The following is a 23,035-nucleotide window of genomic DNA, read 5'->3' as shown; positions in this document are numbered from 1 at the left end:
GCGCATGCAGACGATCGTTCGTTCCCTTGCCGTGCTGGCCGCGCTTTCGCTCGGCGCCTGCGGTTTCCACCTGCGCGGAGAGGTCAAGCTCACGCCGGAACTGCAGCGCGTGGTCGTGACCAGCTCCGATCCGGCCGGCCCGCTCAAGCGCAGCGTCGAGGACGCGATGAAGCGCGCCGGCGCGACGATTGCGACCGCGGCAGGCGAGGGCGTTGGCGAGATTCGCATGACCGGCGTCAACATGCAGAATCTGGTCGGCTCGGTCGGCGCCAACGCGCGCGTGAACGAGTTCAACATGGTCTATCACGTCGATCTCGAGATCGTCGACGGCGCGGGCAAGACCGTGCTCGAAAAGCAGCCGCTCGAGCAGACGCGTAGCTATACCTTCGACCAGACCCAGGCGGCCGGCGCAGGTGCGCAGCAGGACGTGATCCGCCGCGAAATGGAGCGCGACATGGCTCAGGCGGTGATGCGCAAGATCGATTCGGTCGAGCGGCGCCTGGCGAAGTAGATCCGCGCGTACACGCAAAATGCCGACACCGTTACCGGCGCTGCGCAAGCAAATCGCGACGGGCGAGCTCAAGTCCGTCTATTTGCTCGCCGGCGAAGAGCACCTGCTCCTGCTTGAAGCGGCCGATGCGCTGCGCGCACGCGCGCGCGAACTCGGCTACGTCGAGCGCGAGGTGTTCGACGCGGACAACAGCTTCGATTGGAACCAGCTCGCGCAGAGTGCGAGTGCGATGAGCCTGTTCGCCACGCGCAAGCTGATCGATCTGCGCATACCGACCGGCAAGCCCGGCAAGGATGGCGGCGCAGCGATCATCGAGTATTGCGCCAATCCGCCGCCCGACACGGTGCTGCTGATCACTGCGCAGGAATGGAGCAAGAAGCACGAAACCGCCTGGAGCCAGGCGGTCGATCGCATCGGCGTGTTCACTCAGGTGTGGCCGCTGAGAACCGATGAATTGCCGGGATGGATCGGTGCCAGGGCGGCCGCGCGCGGCCTGAAGATGACCGCCGATGCGGTCGATCTTCTGACCGAGCGCATCGAAGGCAATCTGCTCGCCGCCGCGCAGGAGATCGACAAGCTCGCTTTGCTGCATGCCGGCGCGACGCTCGATGCTGAGATGCTCGAGGCCAGCGTCGCGGACGATACGCGCTTCGACGTATTCAAGTTGCTCGACGCCGCACTGGCGGGAGACGCCGCGCGCGCGCTGCGCATCCTCGCCGGGTTGCGCGCCGAGGGCGAAAATCCGATCGGCCTGCTCGGCTGGCCTTTGAACCAATTGCAGATGCTCGCGCGCATCGCGAGCGCGCGCGGTGGCATTGCAGTGGGGCTCAAGTCCGAATACATCAGGCCGCAGCAACGCGAAGGGCTCATCCGGCGCGCGTTGGAGCGGGCGCCACGCACGCACTGGGATGCATGCCTGATTCAGGCCGGCCGCGTCGATCGCATCGGCAAGGGGCGCGGTATTGGCGACGCCTGGCTCGAACTCGAACGCCTGCTCGTCGCAGTCGCGCAGCCGCGAGCCGGGTTGCTGGCGAAGGTCGGATGACGCGGATGCGGCAAAATATACAATGCGCCAGCAACGACGGCGCAATCGCTCTGGCAGCATGAACGGCAAACCGATCGCCATCCTCGGCGGTACCTTCGATCCCGTGCACAACGGCCACCTGCGCGTCGCCTGGGAGGCGGCCGAGGCGCTCGATGCACAGGTGCGCCTGATGCCCGCGCACGTGCCGCCGCACAAGCCCGCGCCGCTCGCCTCGGCAGCGCAGCGCGTGGACATGCTCGAGCGCGCGCTCGTCGGCCAGCCACGCCTGGTCGTCGATACGCGCGAGTTGCGCCGCGAGGGCGCGTCCTACACGGTGGATACGCTGCGCGGCCTGCGCGTGGAATTCGGCGATGCGCAGCCGCTGATCCTGCTCGTCGGCGCAGATGCATTCGGCTCGCTGCCGACCTGGCGCGAGTGGCGGCAACTGTTCCGCCTCGCCCACATCGTCATGCTGACCCGCCCCGGGCGCACCGAGCCGTGGTCGGGCGAGCTCGTCGGCGAAGCGGTGCCGCGTCGCGCGCGTTCGCCGCGCGAATTGCAGGAAACTCCAGCCGGCAAGGTACTCAGCATCCCGGTCACGCCATTGGATATTTCAGCGAGCCAGGTGCGCACGCTGCTTGCGGCCGGGCGCGAGCCGCGCTGGCTGATTCCCGAGGCGCTGCTGGCCGATCCGGCAATCCTTGCACCGTATCGGCGCAACGGCTGAACCACCGCCGGATCGTCATCCAATCGACACTTCCCTCGACGCCAAATCGGCGTATATTCTGGCCGCGCGGGTGCGAGCCCGCCTGTGCACTCAATCCAGGTGATACGTTTTTGCCTACTCCGACCAAAACCCAATCCACCCGCGCGCCGCGCAAGGCGGCTGGCGCGAAATCCGCAGCCAAGAAGACGGCATCCAAGTCCGCCGTGAAGAGGCCCGTCGCCAAGGCGGCGAGCAAACCGGCGAAGAAGCCCGCGAAGAAAATCGCCGCGGCGAAGCCGAAAAAAGTCTCGGCACCGAAACCGAAAAAACCCCAGCTGCCCAGCGATCCGGTAGAGCTGCTGCGCGTACGCGTGCTCGACGCGCTCGACGATCTCAAGGCGCAGAACGTGCAGGAGATCGACGTGCGCGGCAAGACCTCGATCGCCGACCTCATGATCGTCGCGAGCGGCACATCGACCCGTCACGTCAAGTCGCTGGCCGATGAAGTCGTCAAATTCGCCAAGCAGGCCGGCATGCAGCCGCTCGGCATCGAGGGCCAGCGCGAGGCCGAATGGGTGCTCGTCGACCTCGGCGACATCATCATCCACGTCATGCTGCCGCGCGTGCGCGAATTTTACGGATTGGAGCGGCTGTGGACCGTGGGCGACGACATGGCGCGGACAGCGGCGGTCGGTTGATCCGATCCGCCTCGGTGCGGTCCATGTCGCGTAACTTGTCGCATATCGCCGACGGACCATGCGTGCCACGCTGATCGCCATCGGCGAGAAGATGCCTTCGTGGGTCACCGAAGGCTATAACGAATACGCCAAGCGCCTGTCGCACGAGCTGCCGCTGCAGCTCGTCGAAGTCACGAGCAAGCTGCGCGGGCGCAGCAACGACACCGCGCGCGTGGTTGCCGATGAAGGCGCGTTGATGCTCGCGGCAGTTGCGAGGAGCGCGAACATAATTGCGCTCGACGGTCGCGGCAAGGCGTTCAGCAGCGAACAGCTCGCGCAGCAGCTCGCGCGCTGGCGCATGGACGGGCGCGATCTCGCCTTCCTCGTTGGCGGTCCCGAAGGCCTCGCCCCGGCGGTGCTGGAGCGTGCCAGCCAAACTTGGTCGCTCGGCCCGGCGACGTTGCCGCATCCGCTGGTACGCATCCTGATCGCCGAACAGCTCTATCGTGCGGTGAGTCTGCTCGGCAATCATCCGTACCATCGCGCTTGAGGGCTCATTTCCGCCGCGTCGGCTAGAATTGGCGGCATGCTCTATCTCGCTTCGCAATCCCCGCGCCGCCGCGAACTGCTGGAACAGATCGGCGTGCGTTTCGGCATGGTGCAGCTCGACCTAGCCGAAGTGCGCGCGCCGGGCGAGCCGCCGGTGGACTACGTCAGCCGCGTCGCGCGCGAGAAGGCTGGCGCGGGGCTGCTGAAACTGGGCGGAAAGCAGGGCGTCGTCGTACTCGGCGGCGACACCGAGGTCGTGCTCGACGACGAAGTGTTCGGCAAACCCGCCGATCGCGCGCATGCGATCGCCATGCTGCGCAAGCTGTCGGGCCGCACCCACGAGGTGATCTCGGCGGTCTGGCTGGTCGATGCCGGGCGCGAGGAACATGCGATTTCGCACACCCGGGTCACGTTCGCCGAACTCGACGAAGCGACCATCGCCGCCTACGTCGACAGCGGCGAGCCGGCGGGGCGCGCGGGCGCCTATGCGATCCAGGGGCGCGCCGCTGCCTTCGTCAGCCGCATTGATGGAAGCTATTCGGGGGTGATGGGTTTGCCGTTGTTCGAAACTTGCGTCCTGCTGCGCCGCTTCGGGATCTCCGTCGGCTGACCCTATTCCGGATCGGCGCGCAAGATCGACAAGCCCCGTCCGGCCAAGCTATAAACGCGTTGAGAAAAATTGCGGAAGCAGCGGCCTTGTCTGAGGAAATCCTGATCAACGTCACCCCGCGCGAAACCCGCGTCGGCGTGGTGGAAAATGGCGTGCTGCAGGAAGTGCATGTCGAACGCGCGCTCAAGCGCGGTTACGTCGGCAACATCTATCGCGGCCGCGTCAGCCGGGTGATGCCGGGAATGCAGGCGGCGTTCGTCGAGGTGGGGCTGGAGCGCGCCGCGTTCCTGCACGCCAACGACATCGTCCGCTCCGGGCCTACAGGCACCGGCGACGGTCACGAAGGCGAGTCCGGCGAGACGGCCGCACTGCCGACGCCGCCGATCAGCGAACTCGTGCACGAAGGCCAGGACATCATCGTTCAGGTGGTCAAGGACCCGATCGGCAGCAAGGGTGCGCGCCTGACCACACACCTGTCGATCCCCTCGCGCTACCTGGTGCTGTTGCCCTACGCGAAGATGATCGGCGTATCGGTGCGCATCGAGGACGAGGCCGAACGTGTGCGCCTGAAGGACCTGGTCGCCGCGTTGACCCAACCCGGCGTTGCGGTTGCCGGTGATATCTCTGCTGCCCAGCCCGTAACCCTCGGCCCGCAGCTCGGCTATATCGTCCGCACGAATGCGGAGGGGGCTTCGCGCGACGCGCTCGCCGATGACGTCGCCTATCTCGGCCGCGTCTGGCGCGTGGTCCAGGAGAACATGCGCCGCGTCGAGCCGCGCGCACGCGTTTACGAGGAACTCGCCCTGCCGCTGCGCGCGCTGCGCGACATGATGCGCGAGGACGTGGAGAAGGTGCGCGTCGATTCGCGCGAAACCTACGAGAAAACCATCGCGTTCACGCAGAAATTCATGCCGGCGCTGGCCGAGCGCATCGAACTCTATTCAGGCGAGCGGCCGATCTTCGACCTGTACGGCGTCGAGGACGAGATTCAGCGTGCGCTCAAGAAGGAAGTGCCATTGAAGTCGGGCGGCTACCTGATTGTCGACCAGACCGAGGCAATGACCACGATCGACGTCAACACCGGCGCGTTCCTCGGCCATCGCAACCTCGAGGAGACGGTGTACAAGACCAACCTCGAGGCGGCGCAGGCGGCTGCACGCCAACTGCGCCTGCGCAACCTCGGTGGCATCATCATTATCGACTTCATCGACATGACCGACGCCGAACACAAGCGCCAGGTGCTGCGCATGCTGGAGAAATCGCTCGCCCACGATCACGCCAAGACGACCGTGTACGAGATGTCGAGCCTGGGCCTGGTCGAGATGACGCGCAAGCGCACGACCGAGAGTCTCGAACGCCAGCTGTGCGAGCCATGCCCGGCTTGCGACGGCCGTGGCAACGTCAAGACCGCCGAGACGGTGACCTACGAAATCTTCCGCGAAATCACGCGCGCGGTGCGCCAGTTCGAGGCATCCAGCCTGCTCGTGCTTGCCGCGCAGAAGGTGGTCACGCGCATCCTCGACGAGGAGTCGGGTTCGGTGGCGGAACTGGAGGAATTCACCGGCAAGACGATCCGCTTCCAGGCCGAGGAGCACTACGCGCAGGAGCAGTACGATGTGGTGCTGCTGTAACCGCAGGTCGTCCGGCGAACGTCGCCCATGACGCCCTGGCGCCGCCATCTGCACCGTGCGCAATGGTGGCTGTTCCGGCTGCTGGCGACGTTCGCGATCCTGATGGCGATCGTGAGCAGCGTGACCCAGCTTGTCGTTCTGCCGTGGTTGACGAATCACCCCGAATGGGTCAGCGCCAAGCTCGCCGAGACACTGAATCGACCGGTGACGATCGATCGACTCGACGCGCGCTGGGAACGCACCGGACCGTTGCTCAACCTGACCGGCGTGCATCTCGGCGTGATGCCGGCGGCGGCCAAGGCAGCGGAAGGGCAGACACTGGACTTCGCCAGCGCCGGCCTGAAGATCAACTTCTTCGCCTGGGCGCGGCCGCGCGCGAGCTGGACCGAGATCCATCTGTCGGGGATCGAGCTCGACCTCGTGCGCGACGTCCAGGGTGAATGGCGGCTGCGTGGTCTCGACACCGGCGATGCGGCCAGCAGCAACCAGGATCTCAATGACAGCCCGTTGTTCAGCCTGGGCACCGTCGTCGTGCGCGACGCGAGGCTCAACGTCGACGACCTGCCGAACGACAAGCATTTCAAGCTCGGCGCCGACGAATTGCGTCTGACCGCGCACGGCGATTTCCTGCGCGTGCTCGCGCGCGTGAGGAATCTGCAGAACGACTCCGCGCCGGTGAACGCGGTGGTCGAATACGATCGTGGCAAACGCGATGGCAGTGCCTACCTCGGCGGCGCCGACATCGACCTCGCCGCGGTACTGCGCAACTATCCGCTCGCCGGCCTCGTCGTCGACCACGGCGGCGGCAAGCTGCAGGTCTGGGCGTGGCTCAAGGCCGGCGAGGTCAGCGAGGTACGCGCCGAGGTTGATCTTGCCAATCTCGTGCTGACCACGCACACCTCGATCAAGCTTGACGACAAGCGCGACTTCCTGCCGCATGTCGGTATCGACCGCCTCGCCTTCGGCGCGCGCTGGCGCCGCGAGGAGGACGGCTTCAGCGCCGACGTGGCCGAGTTGAAGATCGTCCGCCAGAGCGAACCGCTGGCACCGGCGGAACTGCACCTGCGCCGCCGCTATCCCGCTGGCGACTACTACGCTACGCCCGAGCACACGATTGCCATCGGCGCGCTCGACCTCGGCACCGTCGCCAGCGCGGCGATGCTGATCGACACGCTGCCCGTCGACCTGCGCCGCTGGCTGTACGCGGGCAATCCGTCGGGCATGCTCGCGCGCGCGATGCTGCGTTTTGCCGATGCGACCGATTTCGACGCCGCCGCGCAGCTCGACGGCCTCGCCGCGCACGCGTTCGGCAAGATACCCGGCGCGAGCGGCGTTTCCGGCCAGCTGTTCGCCGACCAGGATGCGATTACGTTCGATCTGCCGCAGCACAATGCGTTCGCGTTGCTGTTGCCGAAAGTGTTTCGCGAGCCGCTGAGTTTCGCCGAGTTCCACGGCAGCGTCAGCGCGTATCACGCCGACGATGCCTGGCGCATCGAGACCGGCGCGTTGCAATTCGAGAACACGATGCCGGGCAAAAGCTACGGCGGTGAATTGCGTGGCGCAGCCGATCTCTTCGATGCCGGCGGCAAGCCGGCGCTCGACGTCGCCGCCGTCGTTAACCACGCCGACGTGGGCGCGGCGAAGCGTTTCTGGCCGCTGGGCGTGATGTCGCCGCACGCGATCGAATGGCTCGATCGTGCGCTCGACGCGGGTCAGGTCACCGGCGGACGCGCGGTGTTCCGCGGCAATCTCGCCGACTGGCCGTTCCGCAACAACGCGGGCCGCTTCGAAGCCAGCGCGGATGTCGCCGACCTGCGCTTCCGCTATCTCGGCGACTGGCCGGCGATCGAACATGCGCACGCGCTCGTCGGTTTCGTCAACGCAGGGCTGCACGCCGACACCGACGGCGGAAACCTGCAAGGTGTCAAAGTCGGCAAGGCGAGCGTCGACATCAGCGACTACGGCGAGGGCACGCTCGAGGTCACGGCGAATGCGCAGGGCGGCGGTCGCGACCTGCTCGGTTTCGTCAAGGCGTCGCCGCTCGGCACGAAATTCGCGGCGCCGCTGCTCGGCGTCGACGTCGGCGGCCAGGGCAAGGTCGACTTCGCTCTGCGCGCGCCGATGAAGCCGATCGAGAATTTCCAGATCGACGGCAAGGTACAACTCGCCGATGCCGATCTTGCCGATGCGAAATACGATCTGAAATTCGACAAGGCCTCGGGACCGCTGCGCTTCAACCGCAGCGGGTTTTCCGCGGATGCACTCGCGACCACATTCAAGGGCAAGCCGGCGAAGCTCTCGCTCGCGATCGGCGATTACGTCGGCGATACGAAGCATGTCGTCGAAGGCAGGGTCGACGCGCGCCTGCCGGCGAGCGAGCTGATCGATAGCTACGCCTCGACGCTCAAGGACTACAAGAAATATCTCTCTGGCGAGGCGAACTGGAGCGCTCAATTCAGCATCGACCGCGACGGTGCCGACAAAGCCAAGGCGACGGACAGCGGCCAGCGCGTGGCCCTGACTTCGGATCTGCGCGGCATCGGCATCGACCTGCCCGTACCGCTGAAGAAGTCCGCCGACAGCGCTCTGCCGCTCAAGCTCGTGGTTGGCCTGCCGCCGCTCGGCGCGAGCATCGACGCAAGCCTCGGCGACATCGTCAACCTGCGCGGGAGACTGCCGACGCCGACCGCACCGTTCGCGGCGAACGTGATCTTCGGCGGCGAAGCGACCGGCGTGCTGCCGAAGTCCGGCATCGCGATTGGCGGCGCGGCGCGCGAGGTGGATCTGTCCGGCTGGATGAGTTTCGCTGCGGACGGTATGGACGGCGGGAGCGGTGGCGATGTGCTGCGCAGTGTCGATGTCCGTACCGCCTCGCTCGTCGCCTGGGAGCGTGACTTCGGCGACGCAAAAGTGCGCGTCGGTTTCGGCGCCGATGCCGTGCGCGTCGACTTCGAAGGCGCGCGCATCGAAGGCAGCCTGACCGTGCCGAAGAAGAACCTGCGCACGAGCACGATCGTCGCCGACTTCAAGCGTCTGCACTGGCCCGAATCGCCCGAAGCGCCGGCGAATGCCGCCGCGGTCGGTGACGTGCGCGACGACTCGCTCAATCCCGCGGCGATCCCGCCGCTGCGCATCGACATCGGCGACTTCCGCCTCGGCAAGGCCAGCTATGGCGCGGCCTCGGTGGAGACAAAGCCGATGGCCGATGGCATGAGTCTGGACAAGGTCAACACGCATTCGAAAGACATCGATATGAAGGCGCACGGCGTGTGGACGCGCAAGAACGGTTTCCACCGCTCGACCTTCGGCATCGAACTCAAGGCGCGCGATTTCGGCGCGATGCTCGACGCGCTCGGTTACGGCGGCAAGCTCGCCGGCGGTGAGATCACTGCGTCGATCGACGCGAGCTGGGCCGGCACGCCGTCGGCGTTCGCACTCAACCGCATCAACGGCGGTGCGCTGCACATGAAGATCGCCGATGGGCGCATCCCGAACCTCGACCCTGGCGCGGGGCGGCTGGCCGGATTGGTCAACCTCGCCGCGCTGCCGCGCCGGCTCGCGTTCGACTTCGGCGACCTGTTCAACAAGGGTTTCAGCTTCGATTCCGCACAAGGCGTGTTCACGATGACCGACGGCTATGCCTACAGCGACGGCTTCGAAGTGAAGAGCCCGACCGCGGACATGCGCATCAAGGGCGCGATCGGTCTGAAGACCAGCGTCTGGGACATGCGCGTCGAAGTCACGCCGCATGTCGGCGCCACCGTGTTCGCCGGTGCCGGTGCGCTGGTCGGCGGCCCGGTCGGCGCCGCGGCCGGCGCTTTGGTCGGCGGCGTGCTCGGCAAGGCGATCAACCAGGCCACGCAGTCCGAGTACAAGGTCAGTGGCAGCTGGGACAAACCCGAGATCGTCAAGCTCGGCAGCCGGCGCGTGCCGAAGGCGGAAAGCGAAACGGCGAAGCCTGCGACGAAGTGACGGCGGGCATCACGCCCGCAGCGTGACCACCGCTGCCGCGCAGAAGACTGCAGTTGGGCGATTAGGCAGTAGCGTTGGCCACGCGGATCATCGCCTCGATGCTGCGCTCGACGTCTGCGTCGGTCGTCGCCCAGGACGAAACGCTGATGCGCATCGCGGTGCGGCCCCGCCAGACCGTGCCGCCGCACCAGCAGGTGCCTTCCTCCTGCAGCGCGGCGACGACGCGCTGGGTGCGCTGTGCGTCGCCGAACGCGACGAGCACCTGGTTGAGCGCGATCTCGTTGAGCACGTCGAACCCGGCGGCGCGCAGAGCCTCGGCAAAACGGAGTGCTTGACGGCAGTGGCGTTCGATCATTTCCCCGACGCCGCTGCGGCCGAGGCTGCGCAGCGCGGCCCACACCGGCACGCCGCGCGCGCGGCGCGACAGCTCCGGAGTGAAGTCGGACGGATTGCGCCACGCGCTCGTCGTCGGCAGGTACTCGGCGGTGATCGCCATCGACGCGCTCAGCGCTACCGCATCGCGCACGAACGCGATGCCGCTGTCGTAGGGCACGTTGAGCCATTTGTGCGCGTCGGTCGCCCAGGAGTCCGCCGTTTCGACGCCGACGACGAGATGCGCGTGCGCTTGCGTCGCACGCGCCCACAAGCCGAATGCGCCATCGACATGCAGCCAGGCATCCGACCCGATGCGCGCGCGGATCTCGCCGACCGCGTCGCACGCGCCCGTGTTGACGTTGCCGACCTGCGCGCAGACGATCGCGGGCCCGGACAACTGCGGCAACGCATCGACGCGCAAGCGTCCCTGCGCATCGACCGGAATGCGCACGACGCGATTGCGGCCGAGGCCGAGCATGCCGAGCGACTTGATCAGCGTCGGATGCGCTTCGGCGCCGACGACGACCGTGATCGGCGGCGCGCCGAACAGGCCGTCGGCTTCGACCTTCCAGCCCGCGCGTTCGAGCACGGCGTGGCGCGCGGCCGCGAGCGCGACGAAGTTCGCCACGTTGGCGCCGGTGACGAAGGCGCCGCCGGCAGTGCGCGGCAGGTCGAACAATTCGAGCAGCCAGCGCAGCGCGGTCTGCTCGAGACGCGCAGTCGCCGGCGTTGCGTTGTACAGCGCGGAGTTCTGGTCCCAGGCCGCGGTCAGCCAGTCGGCGGCAAGCGCGGCGGGCAGGGCGCCGCCGATCACGAAGCCGAAGAATCGCGGCCCGGCCATCGCCATCGTCGCCGGCGAACCGATCGTGTCGAGCAACGCGAGCACTTCGTGTGGATCGGTCGGCGCGTTTGGAAGTTCGCCGTCGAATGCCGCAAGCGCCGCGACCGCGGCCGGATCGGGCGCGACCTTGCGTTCCTGCAGCGACTGCAGATAGCTCGAGGCGCGGCTGGCGACGTCTTGCAGCAATTCCTTCATCTTCGATTTCCCGTTTGGTCGATGAGCTGCATTTCGGTCAATGCGCGATGCGCAACACGAGCAGGGTCTGGTCGTCGTTGCCGACCGCGCCGCCCTGATGCTCGTGCACGGCGGCAACGAGGGTGTCGCGCAGTGCCTGCGCGGATACACCGGCATCGGCTGCGCCAACCAGGCGGCGCAGACGTTCCGTGCTGAATTGGCGCCCGCGTGCATCGCGCGCTTCGACGATACCGTCGGTGTAGAGCACGAAGACATCGCCGTGGCGCGCGTCGTGCGCGTTGTTGGCGTAGGCAAAATCGGGTAGCACGCCGAGCGGGATCTGGTCGGCTTCGCCGAGCAGCGAGACGTCGCCGTCGCGACGCAGCAGCAGCGGCGGATGACCGGCCGAGAGAAAGCTCAGCAGGCGCGCATCGGGCCGGTAGAGCAGGGCGAATACGGTCATGAAACGGCCGCGGCTGCGACGCGAGAAGAAGTGGCGATTGGCGTAGCTGATCACGTTGGCCGGCGGTTCGCCGTCGCCGCCCTGGTAGGTGCGCAGGATCGCGTCGAACTGCATTGCCTCGGCTGCGGCCGCGACGCCGTGGCCGGAAACGTCGCCGACGATCACGCCCCAGACATCCGCATCTTCGCTCGCGGGAATATCGGTCGCGACGACCGCGGTGAGGTTGCTCATTTCATAATAATCGCCGGCTGCGGTTGCGGCGGGTTGCCAGTGCACGGCGTAGTCGAGGCCACGGATGCGCGGGTTGTCGGGCAGCAGCAGCTTCTGGATATCGGCGAGGCTTTCGATTTCGTGGCGCTGGCGTTCGGTCTCGCGGGTCAGTTCGCGCAGTGCAATCGGTCCGCGGATCAGATTCGAGGCGAGATTGACGTGCAGCATCGCGCGTTCGAGATCGACGCCGTCGAAACGCCCGGCGAGCGTCGAACCGAATACAAGCCAATGCGAGACCTCGCCCGAGTTCGCGATCGGCAGCGCAAGCACGGCCGCGGGCGCGAACAGCGCTTGAGCGAGCGGCAGTCCACGTTCGCGCGGAGATACGCCGACAACGTGTGGCTGCGGCAATGAGATCAGGCGGCCAGCGAGGGCATCGTCGAACAACGGCAGGCTGTTGCGCGCATTGATCGGATCGAGATTGGCGACGTGTTCGGTGCCGTCCGGCCCGATCAGGCCGGCGAGGCGGCAGCGCCCCGCGCCCTGGCCGCGCGAGAAAAGCAGCGCGAGCGAACAATCCGGAAAATCGCCGCTGAAATAGGCGTGCGCGGCGAGCAAGCCGCTGCGCGAGTCGCCGTCGAACACGCTGAGCTTGAGGACGCGGTCGAACAGGTCGATGGCAGAGGGCATGCGCCCATTGTCGCGCGCCGCCCTGTTTACGCCAAGGGAACCTCTGATTTACCTACTCTGCTCGATAATCTGCGCGCCGGCAGTGCTCGGACTGCGGAGGCAGGACGCCAAAGCGAACAATCGCGTAGCGAATGACCCGGAGGGCGAGCCGCGGATGCGGCGAGTCATCCTCACATACTCGTATGTATGCTCCGGTTCCTGCGCTCCGGCGACGCGCCCGGTTCTGGATAGGATCGGCTCTTCGCTCGCTACGGTAAAGCAGAGGTTCCCAAGCCGGACAGAGCTTTGGAATTCTTCGGGTCGCGGAACAGCAGTGGTTTCGCTTCGACAATCGATCGCTGCTGCTGCGCCTGGTCGACTATCGCGGCGACGACAGCATGCTTCGGCGACTTGTCGCAGACCGGATCGGCCGCGGCGGGGTCCTGCGCGAGCATATAGGCCTGGCAGCGGCAGCCGCCGTAGTCGTTTTCCTTTTCCGGGCAGCTCGCGCAAGGTTCCTTCATCCAACCGGTGCCGCGGTAGCGGTTGAAGCCTTCGGATTCGTACCAGATCTCGCGTACGCCGTGCTCGCGCACGTTCGGGAAGGCAAGGCCCGGCAGCATGCGCGCGGTGTGGCAGGGCAGGGCCGTGCCGTCGGGCGCGATCGTGAGGAAGATGTTGCCCCAGCCGTTCATGCATTTCTTCGGTCGCGTCTCGTAGTAGTCGGGCACGACGAAGATCAATTTCATCTTGCTGCCGAGCCTCTCGCGCCATTGCCGGGTGATGCGTTCGGCGCGCTGCAGCTGCTCGCGTGTCGGCAGCAACTGTTCGCGGTTGAGCTGCGCCCAGGAATAGAACTGCACATTGGCAAGTTCGAGATATTGCGCGTCGAGCTCAATCGCGAGTTCGATGATGCGTTCGATATGATCGATGTTGAGGCGATGGATCACGCAGTTCATCACCATCGGCCAGCCGTTGGCCTTGATCAGTGCCGCCGCCTCGCGCTTGAGGTCGAAGGTGCGCGTCGAGGAGAGAAAATCGTTGACCTCGCGCGTGGAGTCCTGGAACGAGAGCTGGACATGGTCGAGCCCGGCCTGCTTGAGCCGCTGCGCGCGTTCGGCATTGAGGCCGATGCCCGAGGTGATCAGGTTGGTGTAGTAGCCGAGCGCACGCGCTTCGGCGACGAGCGTTTCGAGATCCTTGCGTTGCAACGGTTCGCCGCCGGAGAAACCACATTGCACCGCGCCGAGTGCGCGGGCCTCGCGCAGCACGCGCAGCCAGTCATCCGTGGACAGTTCCGCCTCGTGGCGCGCGAAGTCGACCGGGTTGTAGCAGAACGCGCAATGCAGCGGGCAGCGGTAGGTCAGTTCGCACAGCAGCCAGTGCGGCGAGCCGATTGCCGCTGCGGGCGCGGTTTTCTGGACGGCGTTCATGCGATCTGTACCCAGCCTTGTCGCGTGGCGATGTCGAGGAAGGCGAGCACGTCGTCGCCCAGGCCCGTGGTGTCGAATTGCCTTTCGATATCGGCGGTGATCGCTGCGACGTTCGCCGCGCCGTCGCAGCGCTTCAGAATCTCGCCGGCGCTCGCGTTGAGCTTGACCATGCCCTCGGGGTAAAGCAGCACGTGCGCGTCCTGCATTGGTTCCCACTGCAGGCGGAAGCCCGGCGCAATTTGCGGAACACTCGCGATGCCGACACTCATTTTTCCTCCGTCATGCCGTACTTGAGTGCCATTGCATCGTTCATCGTCCAGAGCACGTCGAGCTTGAATTGCAGGATGTCGAGCGCGCGCTGTTGCAAGGCAAGCGTGTCGAAGTAGGCGAGTGTGATCGCCAGACCCTGCTCGACATCGCGCCGTGCCTGGGTCGTGCGGTTGCGGAAATACTGCAGGCCTGCGGATTCGATCCACGGATAATGCTCCGGCCAGTTGGCCAGGCGTTCCTTGTGGATCTTCGGTGCGAACAGTTCGGTCAGCGAGGCGCAGACCGCCTCCTGCCATGGCGCGCGGCGGGCGAAGTTCACGTAGGCATCGACGGCGAAACGCACGCCGGGCACGACGTGGCGCTGGTCCTCGATTTCCTCGCGCGCGAGGCCGACGGCAAGCCCAAGGCGAATCCACGCCTCGATACCGCCGGCGTCATCGCCGTGGCCGTCGTGGTCGAGGATGCGCTGCACCCATTCGCGGCGCACCGCGCGGTCGGGACAGTTGGAGATGACGACCGCGTCCTTGACCGGAATCGCGACCTGATAGCAGAAGCGGTTCGCGACCCAACCCTGAATCTGCGCGCGTGTCGCACGCCCCTCGTTGAGCATGCGGTTGAACGGATGATGGATGTGGTAGGCCGCGCCGCGCTCGCACAGGCGCGCCTCGAATTCCTCGTGGCTCCATGGCGTAGCGCTCACAGTTCAATCTCCATGCCGTCGTAAGCGATCTCGACGCCGGCCGCACGCACCTCGGCGTGTTCGGCGCTGTCCTCGTCGAGGATTGGGTTGGTGTTGTTGATGTGGATGAGGATCTTGCGCGTCGCTGGCGGCAGTTGTGCGAGTTGCTCGAGCATGCCGCCTGCGCCGGACTGGGCGAGATGGCCCATGTCGCGTGCGCGCTTTTTTGAGATGCCGAGTGCGATCATCTCGTCGTCGCGGAAACAGGTGCCGTCGATCATGACGACGTCGGCGCTGCGCATAGCCGCCGACAGCCGCGCATCGATCTCGACGACTCCCGGTGCGTAGACCAGGCGCTTGCCGCTGGCCATGTCTTCGACGGCGAGTCCGATCGTGTCGCCGTCGATCGGTCGGTCACGATGCGGCGAATACGGCGGCGCGTTGCTGCGCAGCGGCAGCGCGGTGAAGCGCAGGCCGGGCACCTGCGGAATCGCGAATGCCGCGCCGTCGAGCGCGATCTCGTGCCAGTCGCTGCCGCAGTAGTGATCGAGCAAGGGAAAAATCGGATTGCCGCGCTCGAGATCCTCGCGCACGGGCCGCGTCGTCCACAGCGGCCAGCGCGCGCGATGTTCGCGCAGCATGTAGAGTCCGGTGACATGGTCGATCTGCGCGTCGACGAGCAGGATCGCGCGCAGCGCCGTGTCGCGGAGCGCGCGCGCCGGTTGTGCGGCGGCGAACGATTTCAGCTGGACGAGGATGTCGGGCGAGGCGTTGCACAGCAGCCAGTCCTCGCCGTTGCCGCTGAGCGCGATCGAGGACTGCGTGCGCGCCCGAGCGCGCAGCGTGCCTCGGCGCAGGCCGGCGCAATTGCGGCAGTTGCAGTTCCATTGCGGAAAGCCGCCACCGGCCGCGGAACCGAGGACATGGATATGCACGAGTGATGCGTGTCGGAAACGGCACACCGACGAAGCCGGCGTGCCGCTCGCGTCAGCGGTTGGCGATGTACATCGTGACTTCGAAGCCGAAACGCATGTCGGTCGCCTGCGGGGTTTGCCACTTCATGTCGATTCTCCGGTGCAAAGGATGCTGGGTGCGGTGAGCCGGAATGGCTCGCCGGCATCGAGTGTCGTGGCTCGGGGGATTCACGGCATCGCCACGGCAATGAATCAAGCCTCACGATTTTCATTAGATTGTGCGACGTGCGAATGCGCTAGCATGCCGGCATGCCCGAGCATGCCGACCAGCCCGACGACTTCGCCGCACGGCGCGTCGCGCAGGCAGCCGAGGGCGCCGCGCTCGCTCTCGATCACGGCCACGTGATGGCCTGGGAGCAGTCGGGCTCGCTTTCGGGGTTGCCCGTCGTTGTGTTGCACGGCGGGCCTGGCTCGGGCAGCAGTCCGCGCCATCGCGAATTCTTCGATGCGGCGAAATACCGGATCGTGCAGTTCGACCAGCGTGGCTGCGGACTCAGCACGCCGCTCGGCGAGACCGCGCACAACCACACCGGTGTTCTGGTCGACGACATCGAGTGCTTGCGCGAACATCTCGGCATCGAACGCTGGCTCGTGTTCGGCGGATCCTGGGGTGCGGCGCTCGCGCTGGCCTACGCGGCGAAATATCCGCAGCGCACAAGCGGGCTGGTGTTGCGCGGCATCTATCTGACCGGCGATGCGGACAACGACTGGTTCTTCCACGGCGCCGCGGCATTCGCGCCCGAAGCGCATGCGCGGTTGATGCAACTCGTACCGCGACGCTGGCAACGCAGTCTGCTCACCTGGCTTGAGCGCACGTTTCGCGACGGCGATGAGGAGCGCAAGGCCGCCGTCGCTGCGGCATGGCAGCGCTACGAAACTGCCCTGGCCGATCCGTCCCGTCTTGATGCCATGGATTCCGTACCGTTGTCGCCCGCGCCCGCGGCCACATGGAAAAAGTATACCGTGCAGGCGCACTACCTCGCGCGCCGCTGCTTTCTCGGCGAGTCAATGGTGATGCGCTGCGCGAGTGACCTGCGCAGCGTGCCGACGGCACTCGTGCACGGCACGCTCGACTTCGTCTGTCGCCCGGTCAATTCACTGCGCGTGCAGCACGCGATCGTCGGCAGCCGGCTCGCTTGGGCGCAGGGTGCCGGGCACGATCCGCTTCATCCGGAATCCAAGCGATTGTTGTGCGCGGCGACGGATCGTTTCCACGCCGACGGAGATTTTTCACGCTGGCCGACGGAGGCGGACGCGTGAGCCTGCGCGCGCAATTCAATCTGCTGATCGCGGTGCTGATTTCGGTTTTCGTCGGCGTGCTGTTTACGCAGCAGATCCGCGATACGCGCGACAGCGTGCGCGAGGAAATCGAGGCGGGCAACCTGGTCGCGACGCGATTATTGTCGAGCTTCGTGCAGACTTACGGTGATACGAGCCGACCGGCGATGGTCGGCTACCTCAGTCATCTCGGGCGTGTACGCTCCACCGTGATCCGCCTGTACGACCAGGAAGGCGCGCTCGTCTACACCTCGCCGCTTTCGCCGTACAAGGCCGGACGCGAAGCCCCGGCCTGGTATGCGGCCCTCATCGCGCCGGCACCGATGAAGCAGCGCTTCGATACCTTCGACGGTGTGCTCGAAGTAGCCGCCGATCCGAGCCGCGCGATCCTCGACGGCTGGGACGAGGCGCTGCGCCTCGTCGGCATCGGCGCGATCGCGATCCTGATCGGCAATGTTCTCGTATTCGCGCTCGTGCGTCGTGCGACAAAGCCGTTCGCGCGCATCGCGCGCGGTCTCGACCAGCTGCAGCAGGGCAACTATCACACGCGCCTGCCCGCCTTCCGCGGCGCCGAAGCGAGCGCGATCGGGCAGGCGTTCAATCGCATGGCGCAGACGATCGAGGACAATCTCAACGCGCGCCACGAAGCGGCCGAGGCGCGGCTGCGCCTTGAGCAGAACCGCGAACTGACCGAAACGGTGCGCGCGCGCATCGAGGACGAGCGCCGCGAGATCGCGCGCGAGCTGCACGACGAAACCGGGCAGAGCGTCACCGCGATCAAGTCGCTCGCACTGGCGCTGATGCAACGCCCGCACAGCGACGATACGACGCGCGGTACGGCGCAGTTGATCGCCGATACGGCGGGCAGGTTGTACGCGGCGATGCACGAGATGATCCCGCGCCTGCGGCCGTTGACCCTCGACAGCCTCGGTCTCGCCGATACGCTGCGCGAGCAGGTGGCGGAGTGGCGGCACCTGCATCCGCATGTCGATGTGGCGCTGACGATCGGCGACATGCCCGCTTCGCTCGGTGATACGGCGACGGTGACGATCTATCGTGTCGTGCAGGAAGCGGTGACCAACGCGCTGCGCCACGCCGACGCGGGCCGCGTCGAGATCGATCTGCACGCCGAAGCACAGGCTCTGCATCTGCGAATCGCCGACGACGGCCGTGGCCTGCCGGAAAATTGGCGGCAGCCCGGCCACTATGGCCTGCGCGGCATCGCCGAGCGCGCGCGTGCACTCGGCGGCGAGGCGCGCATCGGCAATCGCGAGCCGCATGGCGCCGAGATCAGGCTGGAGATTCCGCTTCAATCATGAGAGAACCTCTTGAAACCTACTACGCTCGATAATTTGCGTGCCCGCGGTGCTCGGACTGCGTGGGCAGGATGCCGAAGCGAACATTCGCGTAGCGAATGGCCCGGAGGGCGAGCCGCGGATGCGGCGAGTCATCCTCATGTACTTCTACGTACACTCCGGTTCCTGCGCTCCGGCGACACGCAAATTCTCTTCGCTCGCTACGGTTTCATGAGGTTCTGGTGAGCACAAACGCGAAAATCCGCGTGATGCTGGTCGATGACCACGCGGTCGTGCGCGTCGGCTTCCGCGTGCTGCTCGAAATGAGCGGCGAGGTTGAAGTCGTCGGCGAGGCCGAGAGTGGCGAGATCGCTTATCGCGATTTCGCGCGCATCCAGCCGGATGTCGCGATCATGGATCTGTCGATGCCGGGCATGGGCGGCATCGAGACCGTGCGCCGCCTGCTCGCGCGCGATCGCAGCGCGCGCATCCTCGTGTTGTCGGCGCATGAGGACTCGGCGCATCCGCGGCGCGTGCTCAAGGCCGGTGCGCTCGGCTATCTGTCCAAGCGTGGTGCACCCGAGGAACTGCTCGATGCGGTACGCGCGGTCGCCGCGGGGCGCATCTATCTCGAGGCCGAAATCGCACGCAAGCTCGCCCTGCACGATCTAGCCGCGCCGGGACAATCGATCGAGAGCCTGTCGGAGCGCGAATTTGCAGTGTTCATCAAGCTTGCGCGCGGCGAATCGGTGCATGCCATCGCGCAGACGTTGTCGCTGTCGCCGAACACGGTCGGCACACATCTGTACAACATCAAGCAGAAGCTGGGCGCCGGCAACCAGGCCGAATTGACCCTGATCGCGGTGCGCAACGGCCTGATCGAGACTTGAAAGCCTGTCCTCAAAGCGCAGTAGCTTTGAGGACAGGTTCGGAGTTAAGCGGGCAGCAGGAAGACCGCGACCACCTTGCGTCCCTCGCCGGCGAGCACGTTGAACGTGCGCGCTGCCGCGGCGTTGTCCATCGTCTCGAGGCCGATGCCGCGGCGCAGGAATTCGCCGAGCACGGCCTGTGGCGGAAATGTCGCGCGCGCGCCGGTGCCGAGCAGGACGACCTCGGGCTTGCGCGCGAGGATCAAGGCGATCGCGACCGTATCGAGCTCACCGACCAAACGTGCGGGGAAGTTCGCCTGCGCATCGACGGTGTCGAGCAGCACGCTGGTCGTGAATACGCGATCGATGACGACGACCTGCGTCGCATCGGCTTTGCGCACGAACATCTGCTGCTCGTGGCGGTGTTCGGTCAGCTGCATGGGAAGAAAGGAAGCCTCTGCATAACTGTAGCGCGCAAATTATCGAGCGCAGTAGGTTAAGCAGAAGTTTCTAGCGCGGCAGGGCGATCTTCGGCGCATCCTCGTTGCGGCGAAAATAGCTGGCGACATGGCCGATGCGCTGCACGACTTCGGCGCCGCCCTGTCCGGCGAGTTCGTCGATCTGCTGCTTGCGTGCTTGCCGGTCGTCGCCGGCGATCTTCACCTTGACCAGTTCATGCTGGTCGAGCGCTGCGTCGAACTCCTTGATCAGCGCGGGCGTGATGCCCTTGTTGCCGACGAGGATGACAGGGTTGAGATCGTGCGCGAGGCCGCGCAGGTAGCGGATCTGGGTGTTGGTCAAGGCCATGGAAGGACTGAGAATTAAGGCGTCGATCGGTCGTACAGGGTATCATGCACGCCTACTCCATGAACCTGTCCAAAAACCGTAGCGAGCGAAGGTAGTTTGCGCTGCGCCGGAGCGCAGGAAACGGAGTTCACTTGTGTGTAAATGAGGATTCCGAGCACCGCCGCTGCGCAAAATACCGAGCGCAGTAGGTTTTTGGACTGGTTCATGGCCTCCCGCAGCAAATCCAGTGCCCGTTGGTTGAAGGAGCACTTCAGTGACCCCTACGTCAAGCGCGCCCAGGCCGAGGGTTGGCGCTCGCGCGCCGTGTTCAAGCTCGAGGAGCTGCTGCAGCGCGATGCGATCCTCAAGCCGGGCATGGTCGTGGTCGATCTCGGCGCGGCGCCCGGCGGCTGGTCGCAGATGGTGCGCGAGAAGCTGGGCGACAAGGGCCGCGTCGTCGCGCTCGACATCCTGCCGATGCAGGGCATCGGCGGCGTCGATTTCATCGAGGGCGATTTTCGCGAGGAATCGGTGTTGAGAGAGCTCGAAACGCTGCTGGCCGGGGCGCCCGTGGACCTTGTCTTGAGCGACATGGCCCCCAATATGAGTGGTGTGACCGTGGCCGATCAGGCACGGGCAATGCATCTATCTGAATTGGCTAGGGATTTTGCCGCTGTCCACCTGAAGCCCGGCGGTGCGTTTTTGATAAAACTTTTCCAGGGGCGCGACTATGATGCGTACCTGAAGAGCTTGCGTCAGGGCTATGAGCGCGTCAGCATTCGGAAACCGAAGGCCTCGCGTGCGCGCAGCCCGGAGGTCTACGCGCTTGCCAGCGGCAAGCGCGGATAGTGGAAATCGTCGCGCTGGCAACCGGGAAACGCGGTTGAGCATCATAGGCAACGATGCAAGACGCAAAAGAGTTACCGACGCGGCAATCGGCCGCAAGTTGAGTCAAGGCTAATGAACGAAATGGTCAAGAATCTTGTGATCTGGGTGGTCATCGCGGTGGTGTTGATCGTCGCGGTGCAAAGCTTCAAGTTCGGCGGCACCGAGCCGAGCACGGTGCCGTATTCGGACTTCATGGCCCAGGTCAACAACGGCAACGTCAGCGAGGTCGTGCTGCGCAACGACCTGCAGACGGTCAATGCCAAGCTCAAGGACGGGCAGAAGCTCAACACGACGATCGTGCCGACCGACGGCTCGCTCGACAAGATCCTCGACAAGCAGGGCGTGAAGTTCACGGTCGAGGCCAAGGACAACAGCGGGCTGATCACGCGCCTGCTGATCGATTGGGTGCCGATCCTGCTGTTCTTCGCCGTGATCGTCTACTTCATGCGCCAGATGCAGGCCGGTGCCGGCGGACGCGGGGCGATGAGCTTCGGCCGCTCGCGCGCGCGTCTGCAGGGCGAGGACCAGGTCAAGGTCACGTTCGCCGATGTGGCCGGCGTGGACGAGGCCAAGGACGAAGTGCAGGAGCTGGTCGAATTCCTGCGCGATCCGTCGAAGTTCCAGAAGCTCGGCGGGCGCATTCCGCGCGGCGTGCTTATGGTCGGCTCGCCCGGTACCGGCAAGACGCTGCTCGCCAAGGCGATCGCCGGCGAGGCCAAGGTGCCGTTCTTCACGATTTCCGGTTCCGACTTCGTTGAGATGTTCGTCGGCGTCGGTGCTTCGCGCGTGCGCGACATGTTCGAGCAGGCGAAGAAGCACGCTCCGTGCATCATCTTCATCGACGAAATCGACGCGGTCGGCCGCCATCGCGGCGCCGGCCTCGGCGGCGGCCACGACGAACGCGAGCAGACATTGAACCAGCTGCTCGTCGAGATGGACGGTTTCGAGGGCAACGAGGGCATCATCGTCATCGCCGCGACCAACCGCCCCGACGTGCTCGATCCGGCGCTGCTGCGTCCGGGCCGCTTCGACCGCCAGGTCGTCGTGCCGTTGCCCGACCTGCGCGGCCGCGAACAGATTCTGAAAGTCCACATGCGCAAGGTGCCGCTCGCGGCCGACGTCGATCCGACCGTGATCGCGCGCGGCTGCCCCGGATTCTCCGGCGCGGATCTGGCGAACCTCGTAAATGAAGCAGCACTCTTCGCGGCGCGAGGCAATTCGCGCGAAGTGATGATGGATCACTTCGAGCGTGCCAAGGACAAGATCATGATGGGCAGCGAGCGTCGCTCGATGCTCATGAGCGAAGACGAGAAGAAGCTGACTGCCTATCACGAAGCCGGCCACGCGATCGTCGGCCGTCTCGTGCCCGAGCACGACCCGGTGCACAAGGTCACGATCATTCCGCGCGGGCGCGCGCTCGGCGTGACTTTGTTCCTGCCCGAGGCCGACCGCTACAGCAACAGCAAGACGTATCTGGAAAGCCGCCTCGCCAGCCTCTACGGTGGCCGTGTCGCTGAGGAAATCATCTTCGGCGCGGACAAAGTGACCACGGGTGCGTCGAACGACATCCAGCGCGCCACCGGCCTCGCCCGCGATATGGCGACCAAGTACGGCCTCTCGCCCGAGCTTGGGCCGATGACCTACGCGGAGGAAGACGACGAAGTATTCCTCGGCCGCTCGGTCACGCAGCACAAGCACGTGTCGGAGGAGACCGCGCGCAAGATCGACGAAGTCGTGCGCGGCATCATCGATACCGCATATGGCCGCGCCCACGAACTGCTGACGACGAACATCGATAAGCTGCATACGATGGCGAAGACGCTGCTGCAGTACGAAACGATCGACAGCGAGCAGATCAGCGCGATCATGGAAGGCCGTACACCGGGGCCGCCGAAGGATTGGCAGAAGTCCGGCGAACCGCCGCGCAGCGGCGGCAATGCCGCCAGCGGCGACAAGACCGCCGCGCCGATCGGTGGCACCGCGACGCAGCATTGAGCATTTCTCGCGTATCGATAGAAAAAGCCGCCTTTGGGCGGCTTTTTCGTTGATGCGGCTTGCGCCGCAATGATGAATTGCTGAAACTCACAACCAACGCCGAGGTATTTCCGCGAACACAGCACCTTGCCACATTGTGTTCGCGCTACGTCTTAG

At 65.7% G+C, this 23,035-nt stretch carries 22 protein-coding genes; 13 read left to right on the top strand and 9 right to left on the bottom strand.

What is annotated here, in order from left to right; translation table 11 throughout:
* Nucleotides 1-4: 4 nt before the first annotated feature.
* From F455_RS22225 to F455_RS0115810, 8 genes are all read left to right on the top strand, one after another.
* Entirely contained in the window at nt 5-511 is a 507-nt protein-coding gene (locus F455_RS22225) for an LPS-assembly lipoprotein LptE (protein ID WP_169337361.1), read from the top strand.
* A gap of 19 nt (nt 512-530) precedes the next feature.
* Entirely contained in the window at nt 531-1,556 is a 1,026-nt protein-coding gene (gene holA / locus F455_RS0115840; protein ID WP_018974297.1) for a DNA polymerase III subunit delta, read from the top strand.
* Nucleotides 1,557-1,614: 58 nt separating this feature from the next.
* Nucleotides 1,615-2,262: a nicotinate-nucleotide adenylyltransferase gene (gene nadD, locus F455_RS0115835; RefSeq protein ID WP_018974296.1), complete on the top strand. Its 648-nt coding sequence runs from the start codon at nt 1,615-1,617 to the stop codon at nt 2,260-2,262.
* Nucleotides 2,263-2,522: 260 nt separating this feature from the next.
* Entirely contained in the window at nt 2,523-2,939 is a 417-nt protein-coding gene (rsfS, locus tag F455_RS21135) for a ribosome silencing factor (protein WP_425413746.1), read from the top strand.
* Nucleotides 2,940-2,997: 58 nt separating this feature from the next.
* Nucleotides 2,998-3,468 carry a 23S rRNA (pseudouridine(1915)-N(3))-methyltransferase RlmH gene (gene rlmH / locus F455_RS0115825; protein WP_018974294.1) on the top strand — a complete coding sequence of 157 codons (471 nt, stop codon included), beginning with the start codon at nt 2,998-3,000 and terminating at the stop codon, nt 3,466-3,468.
* Between the two features lie 36 nt (nt 3,469-3,504).
* Entirely contained in the window at nt 3,505-4,077 is a 573-nt protein-coding gene (locus F455_RS0115820) for a Maf family protein (RefSeq protein WP_018974293.1), read from the top strand.
* 86 nt (nt 4,078-4,163) lie between these two features.
* On the top strand, nt 4,164-5,708 hold the full coding sequence (rng, locus tag F455_RS0115815) for a ribonuclease G (RefSeq protein WP_018974292.1): 1,545 nt from the start codon (nt 4,164-4,166) through the stop codon (nt 5,706-5,708).
* A gap of 27 nt (nt 5,709-5,735) precedes the next feature.
* Nucleotides 5,736-9,680, top strand: coding sequence for a YhdP family protein (locus F455_RS0115810; RefSeq protein ID WP_018974291.1), 3,945 nt, complete (start codon nt 5,736-5,738; stop codon nt 9,678-9,680).
* 61 nt (nt 9,681-9,741) lie between these two features.
* Here the strand turns inward: F455_RS0115810 and F455_RS0115805 are convergent, their stop codons facing one another.
* From F455_RS0115805 to pqqA, 7 genes are all read right to left on the bottom strand, one after another.
* The gene (locus F455_RS0115805; protein WP_018974290.1) at nt 9,742-11,091 is read right to left on the bottom strand and encodes a pyridoxal phosphate-dependent decarboxylase family protein; all 1,350 of its coding nucleotides are present in this window, start codon (nt 11,089-11,091) and stop codon (nt 9,742-9,744) included.
* A gap of 37 nt (nt 11,092-11,128) precedes the next feature.
* Nucleotides 11,129-12,433, bottom strand: a complete 1,305-nt coding sequence (locus tag F455_RS0115800; RefSeq protein WP_018974289.1) for a PP2C family protein-serine/threonine phosphatase — start codon at nt 12,431-12,433, stop codon at nt 11,129-11,131.
* A gap of 248 nt (nt 12,434-12,681) precedes the next feature.
* Entirely contained in the window at nt 12,682-13,845 is a 1,164-nt protein-coding gene (gene pqqE / locus F455_RS0115795; RefSeq protein WP_018974288.1) for a pyrroloquinoline quinone biosynthesis protein PqqE, read from the bottom strand.
* Nucleotides 13,842-14,114: a pyrroloquinoline quinone biosynthesis peptide chaperone PqqD gene (gene pqqD, locus F455_RS0115790; protein ID WP_018974287.1), complete on the bottom strand. Its 273-nt coding sequence runs from the start codon at nt 14,112-14,114 to the stop codon at nt 13,842-13,844. The genes pqqE and pqqD overlap by 4 nt, the downstream gene beginning before the upstream one ends.
* Nucleotides 14,111-14,815 carry a pyrroloquinoline-quinone synthase PqqC gene (pqqC, locus tag F455_RS0115785; RefSeq protein ID WP_018974286.1) on the bottom strand — a complete coding sequence of 235 codons (705 nt, stop codon included), beginning with the start codon at nt 14,813-14,815 and terminating at the stop codon, nt 14,111-14,113. Before pqqC ends, pqqD begins: the two co-directional genes overlap by 4 nt.
* Nucleotides 14,812-15,729, bottom strand: coding sequence for a pyrroloquinoline quinone biosynthesis protein PqqB (gene pqqB / locus F455_RS0115780; protein ID WP_018974285.1), 918 nt, complete (start codon nt 15,727-15,729; stop codon nt 14,812-14,814). Before pqqB ends, pqqC begins: the two co-directional genes overlap by 4 nt.
* 52 nt (nt 15,730-15,781) lie before the next feature.
* On the bottom strand, nt 15,782-15,856 hold the full coding sequence (gene pqqA, locus F455_RS21130) for a pyrroloquinoline quinone precursor peptide PqqA (RefSeq protein ID WP_083919003.1): 75 nt from the start codon (nt 15,854-15,856) through the stop codon (nt 15,782-15,784).
* Nucleotides 15,857-16,017: 161 nt separating this feature from the next.
* On the opposite strand from pqqA, the gene F455_RS0115770 reads away from it, so the two are divergent.
* From F455_RS0115770 to F455_RS0115760, 3 genes are all read left to right on the top strand, one after another.
* The gene (locus F455_RS0115770) at nt 16,018-17,028 is read left to right on the top strand and encodes an alpha/beta fold hydrolase (protein ID WP_018974283.1); all 1,011 of its coding nucleotides are present in this window, start codon (nt 16,018-16,020) and stop codon (nt 17,026-17,028) included.
* Nucleotides 17,025-18,365: an ATP-binding protein gene (locus tag F455_RS0115765; protein WP_018974282.1), complete on the top strand. Its 1,341-nt coding sequence runs from the start codon at nt 17,025-17,027 to the stop codon at nt 18,363-18,365. Before F455_RS0115770 ends, F455_RS0115765 begins: the two co-directional genes overlap by 4 nt.
* Before the next feature lie 218 nt (nt 18,366-18,583).
* On the top strand, nt 18,584-19,231 hold the full coding sequence (locus tag F455_RS0115760; protein WP_018974281.1) for a response regulator: 648 nt from the start codon (nt 18,584-18,586) through the stop codon (nt 19,229-19,231).
* 44 nt (nt 19,232-19,275) lie between these two features.
* Here F455_RS0115760 and F455_RS0115755 read toward each other — a convergent pair whose 3' ends face one another.
* Together F455_RS0115755 and yhbY are read right to left on the bottom strand one after the other, a co-directional pair.
* Nucleotides 19,276-19,650 (bottom strand): Mth938-like domain-containing protein, encoded by a 375-nt coding sequence (locus F455_RS0115755; protein WP_018974280.1) that lies wholly within the window; start codon nt 19,648-19,650, stop codon nt 19,276-19,278.
* Nucleotides 19,651-19,720: 70 nt separating this feature from the next.
* The gene (gene yhbY / locus F455_RS0115750) at nt 19,721-20,017 is read right to left on the bottom strand and encodes a ribosome assembly RNA-binding protein YhbY (protein ID WP_018974279.1); all 297 of its coding nucleotides are present in this window, start codon (nt 20,015-20,017) and stop codon (nt 19,721-19,723) included.
* Between the two features lie 204 nt (nt 20,018-20,221).
* Here yhbY and rlmE point away from each other — a divergent pair, with 204 nt between their 5' ends.
* Both rlmE and ftsH read left to right on the top strand, forming a co-directional pair.
* Nucleotides 20,222-20,845, top strand: a complete 624-nt coding sequence (gene rlmE, locus F455_RS0115745; RefSeq protein WP_026293444.1) for a 23S rRNA (uridine(2552)-2'-O)-methyltransferase RlmE — start codon at nt 20,222-20,224, stop codon at nt 20,843-20,845.
* A 111-nt stretch (nt 20,846-20,956) separates the two neighbouring features.
* Complete coding sequence (gene ftsH, locus F455_RS0115740) at nt 20,957-22,879, top strand: ATP-dependent zinc metalloprotease FtsH (protein WP_018974277.1); 1,923 nt, start codon at nt 20,957-20,959, stop codon at nt 22,877-22,879.
* The last annotated feature ends 156 nt before the right edge of the window (nt 22,880-23,035 follow it).

Source organism: Rudaea cellulosilytica DSM 22992, from assembly GCF_000378125.1.
GTDB classification, from domain to species: domain Bacteria; phylum Pseudomonadota; class Gammaproteobacteria; order Xanthomonadales; family Rhodanobacteraceae; genus Rudaea; species Rudaea cellulosilytica.
This window is presented reverse-complemented; position numbering and strand designations above follow the sequence as displayed.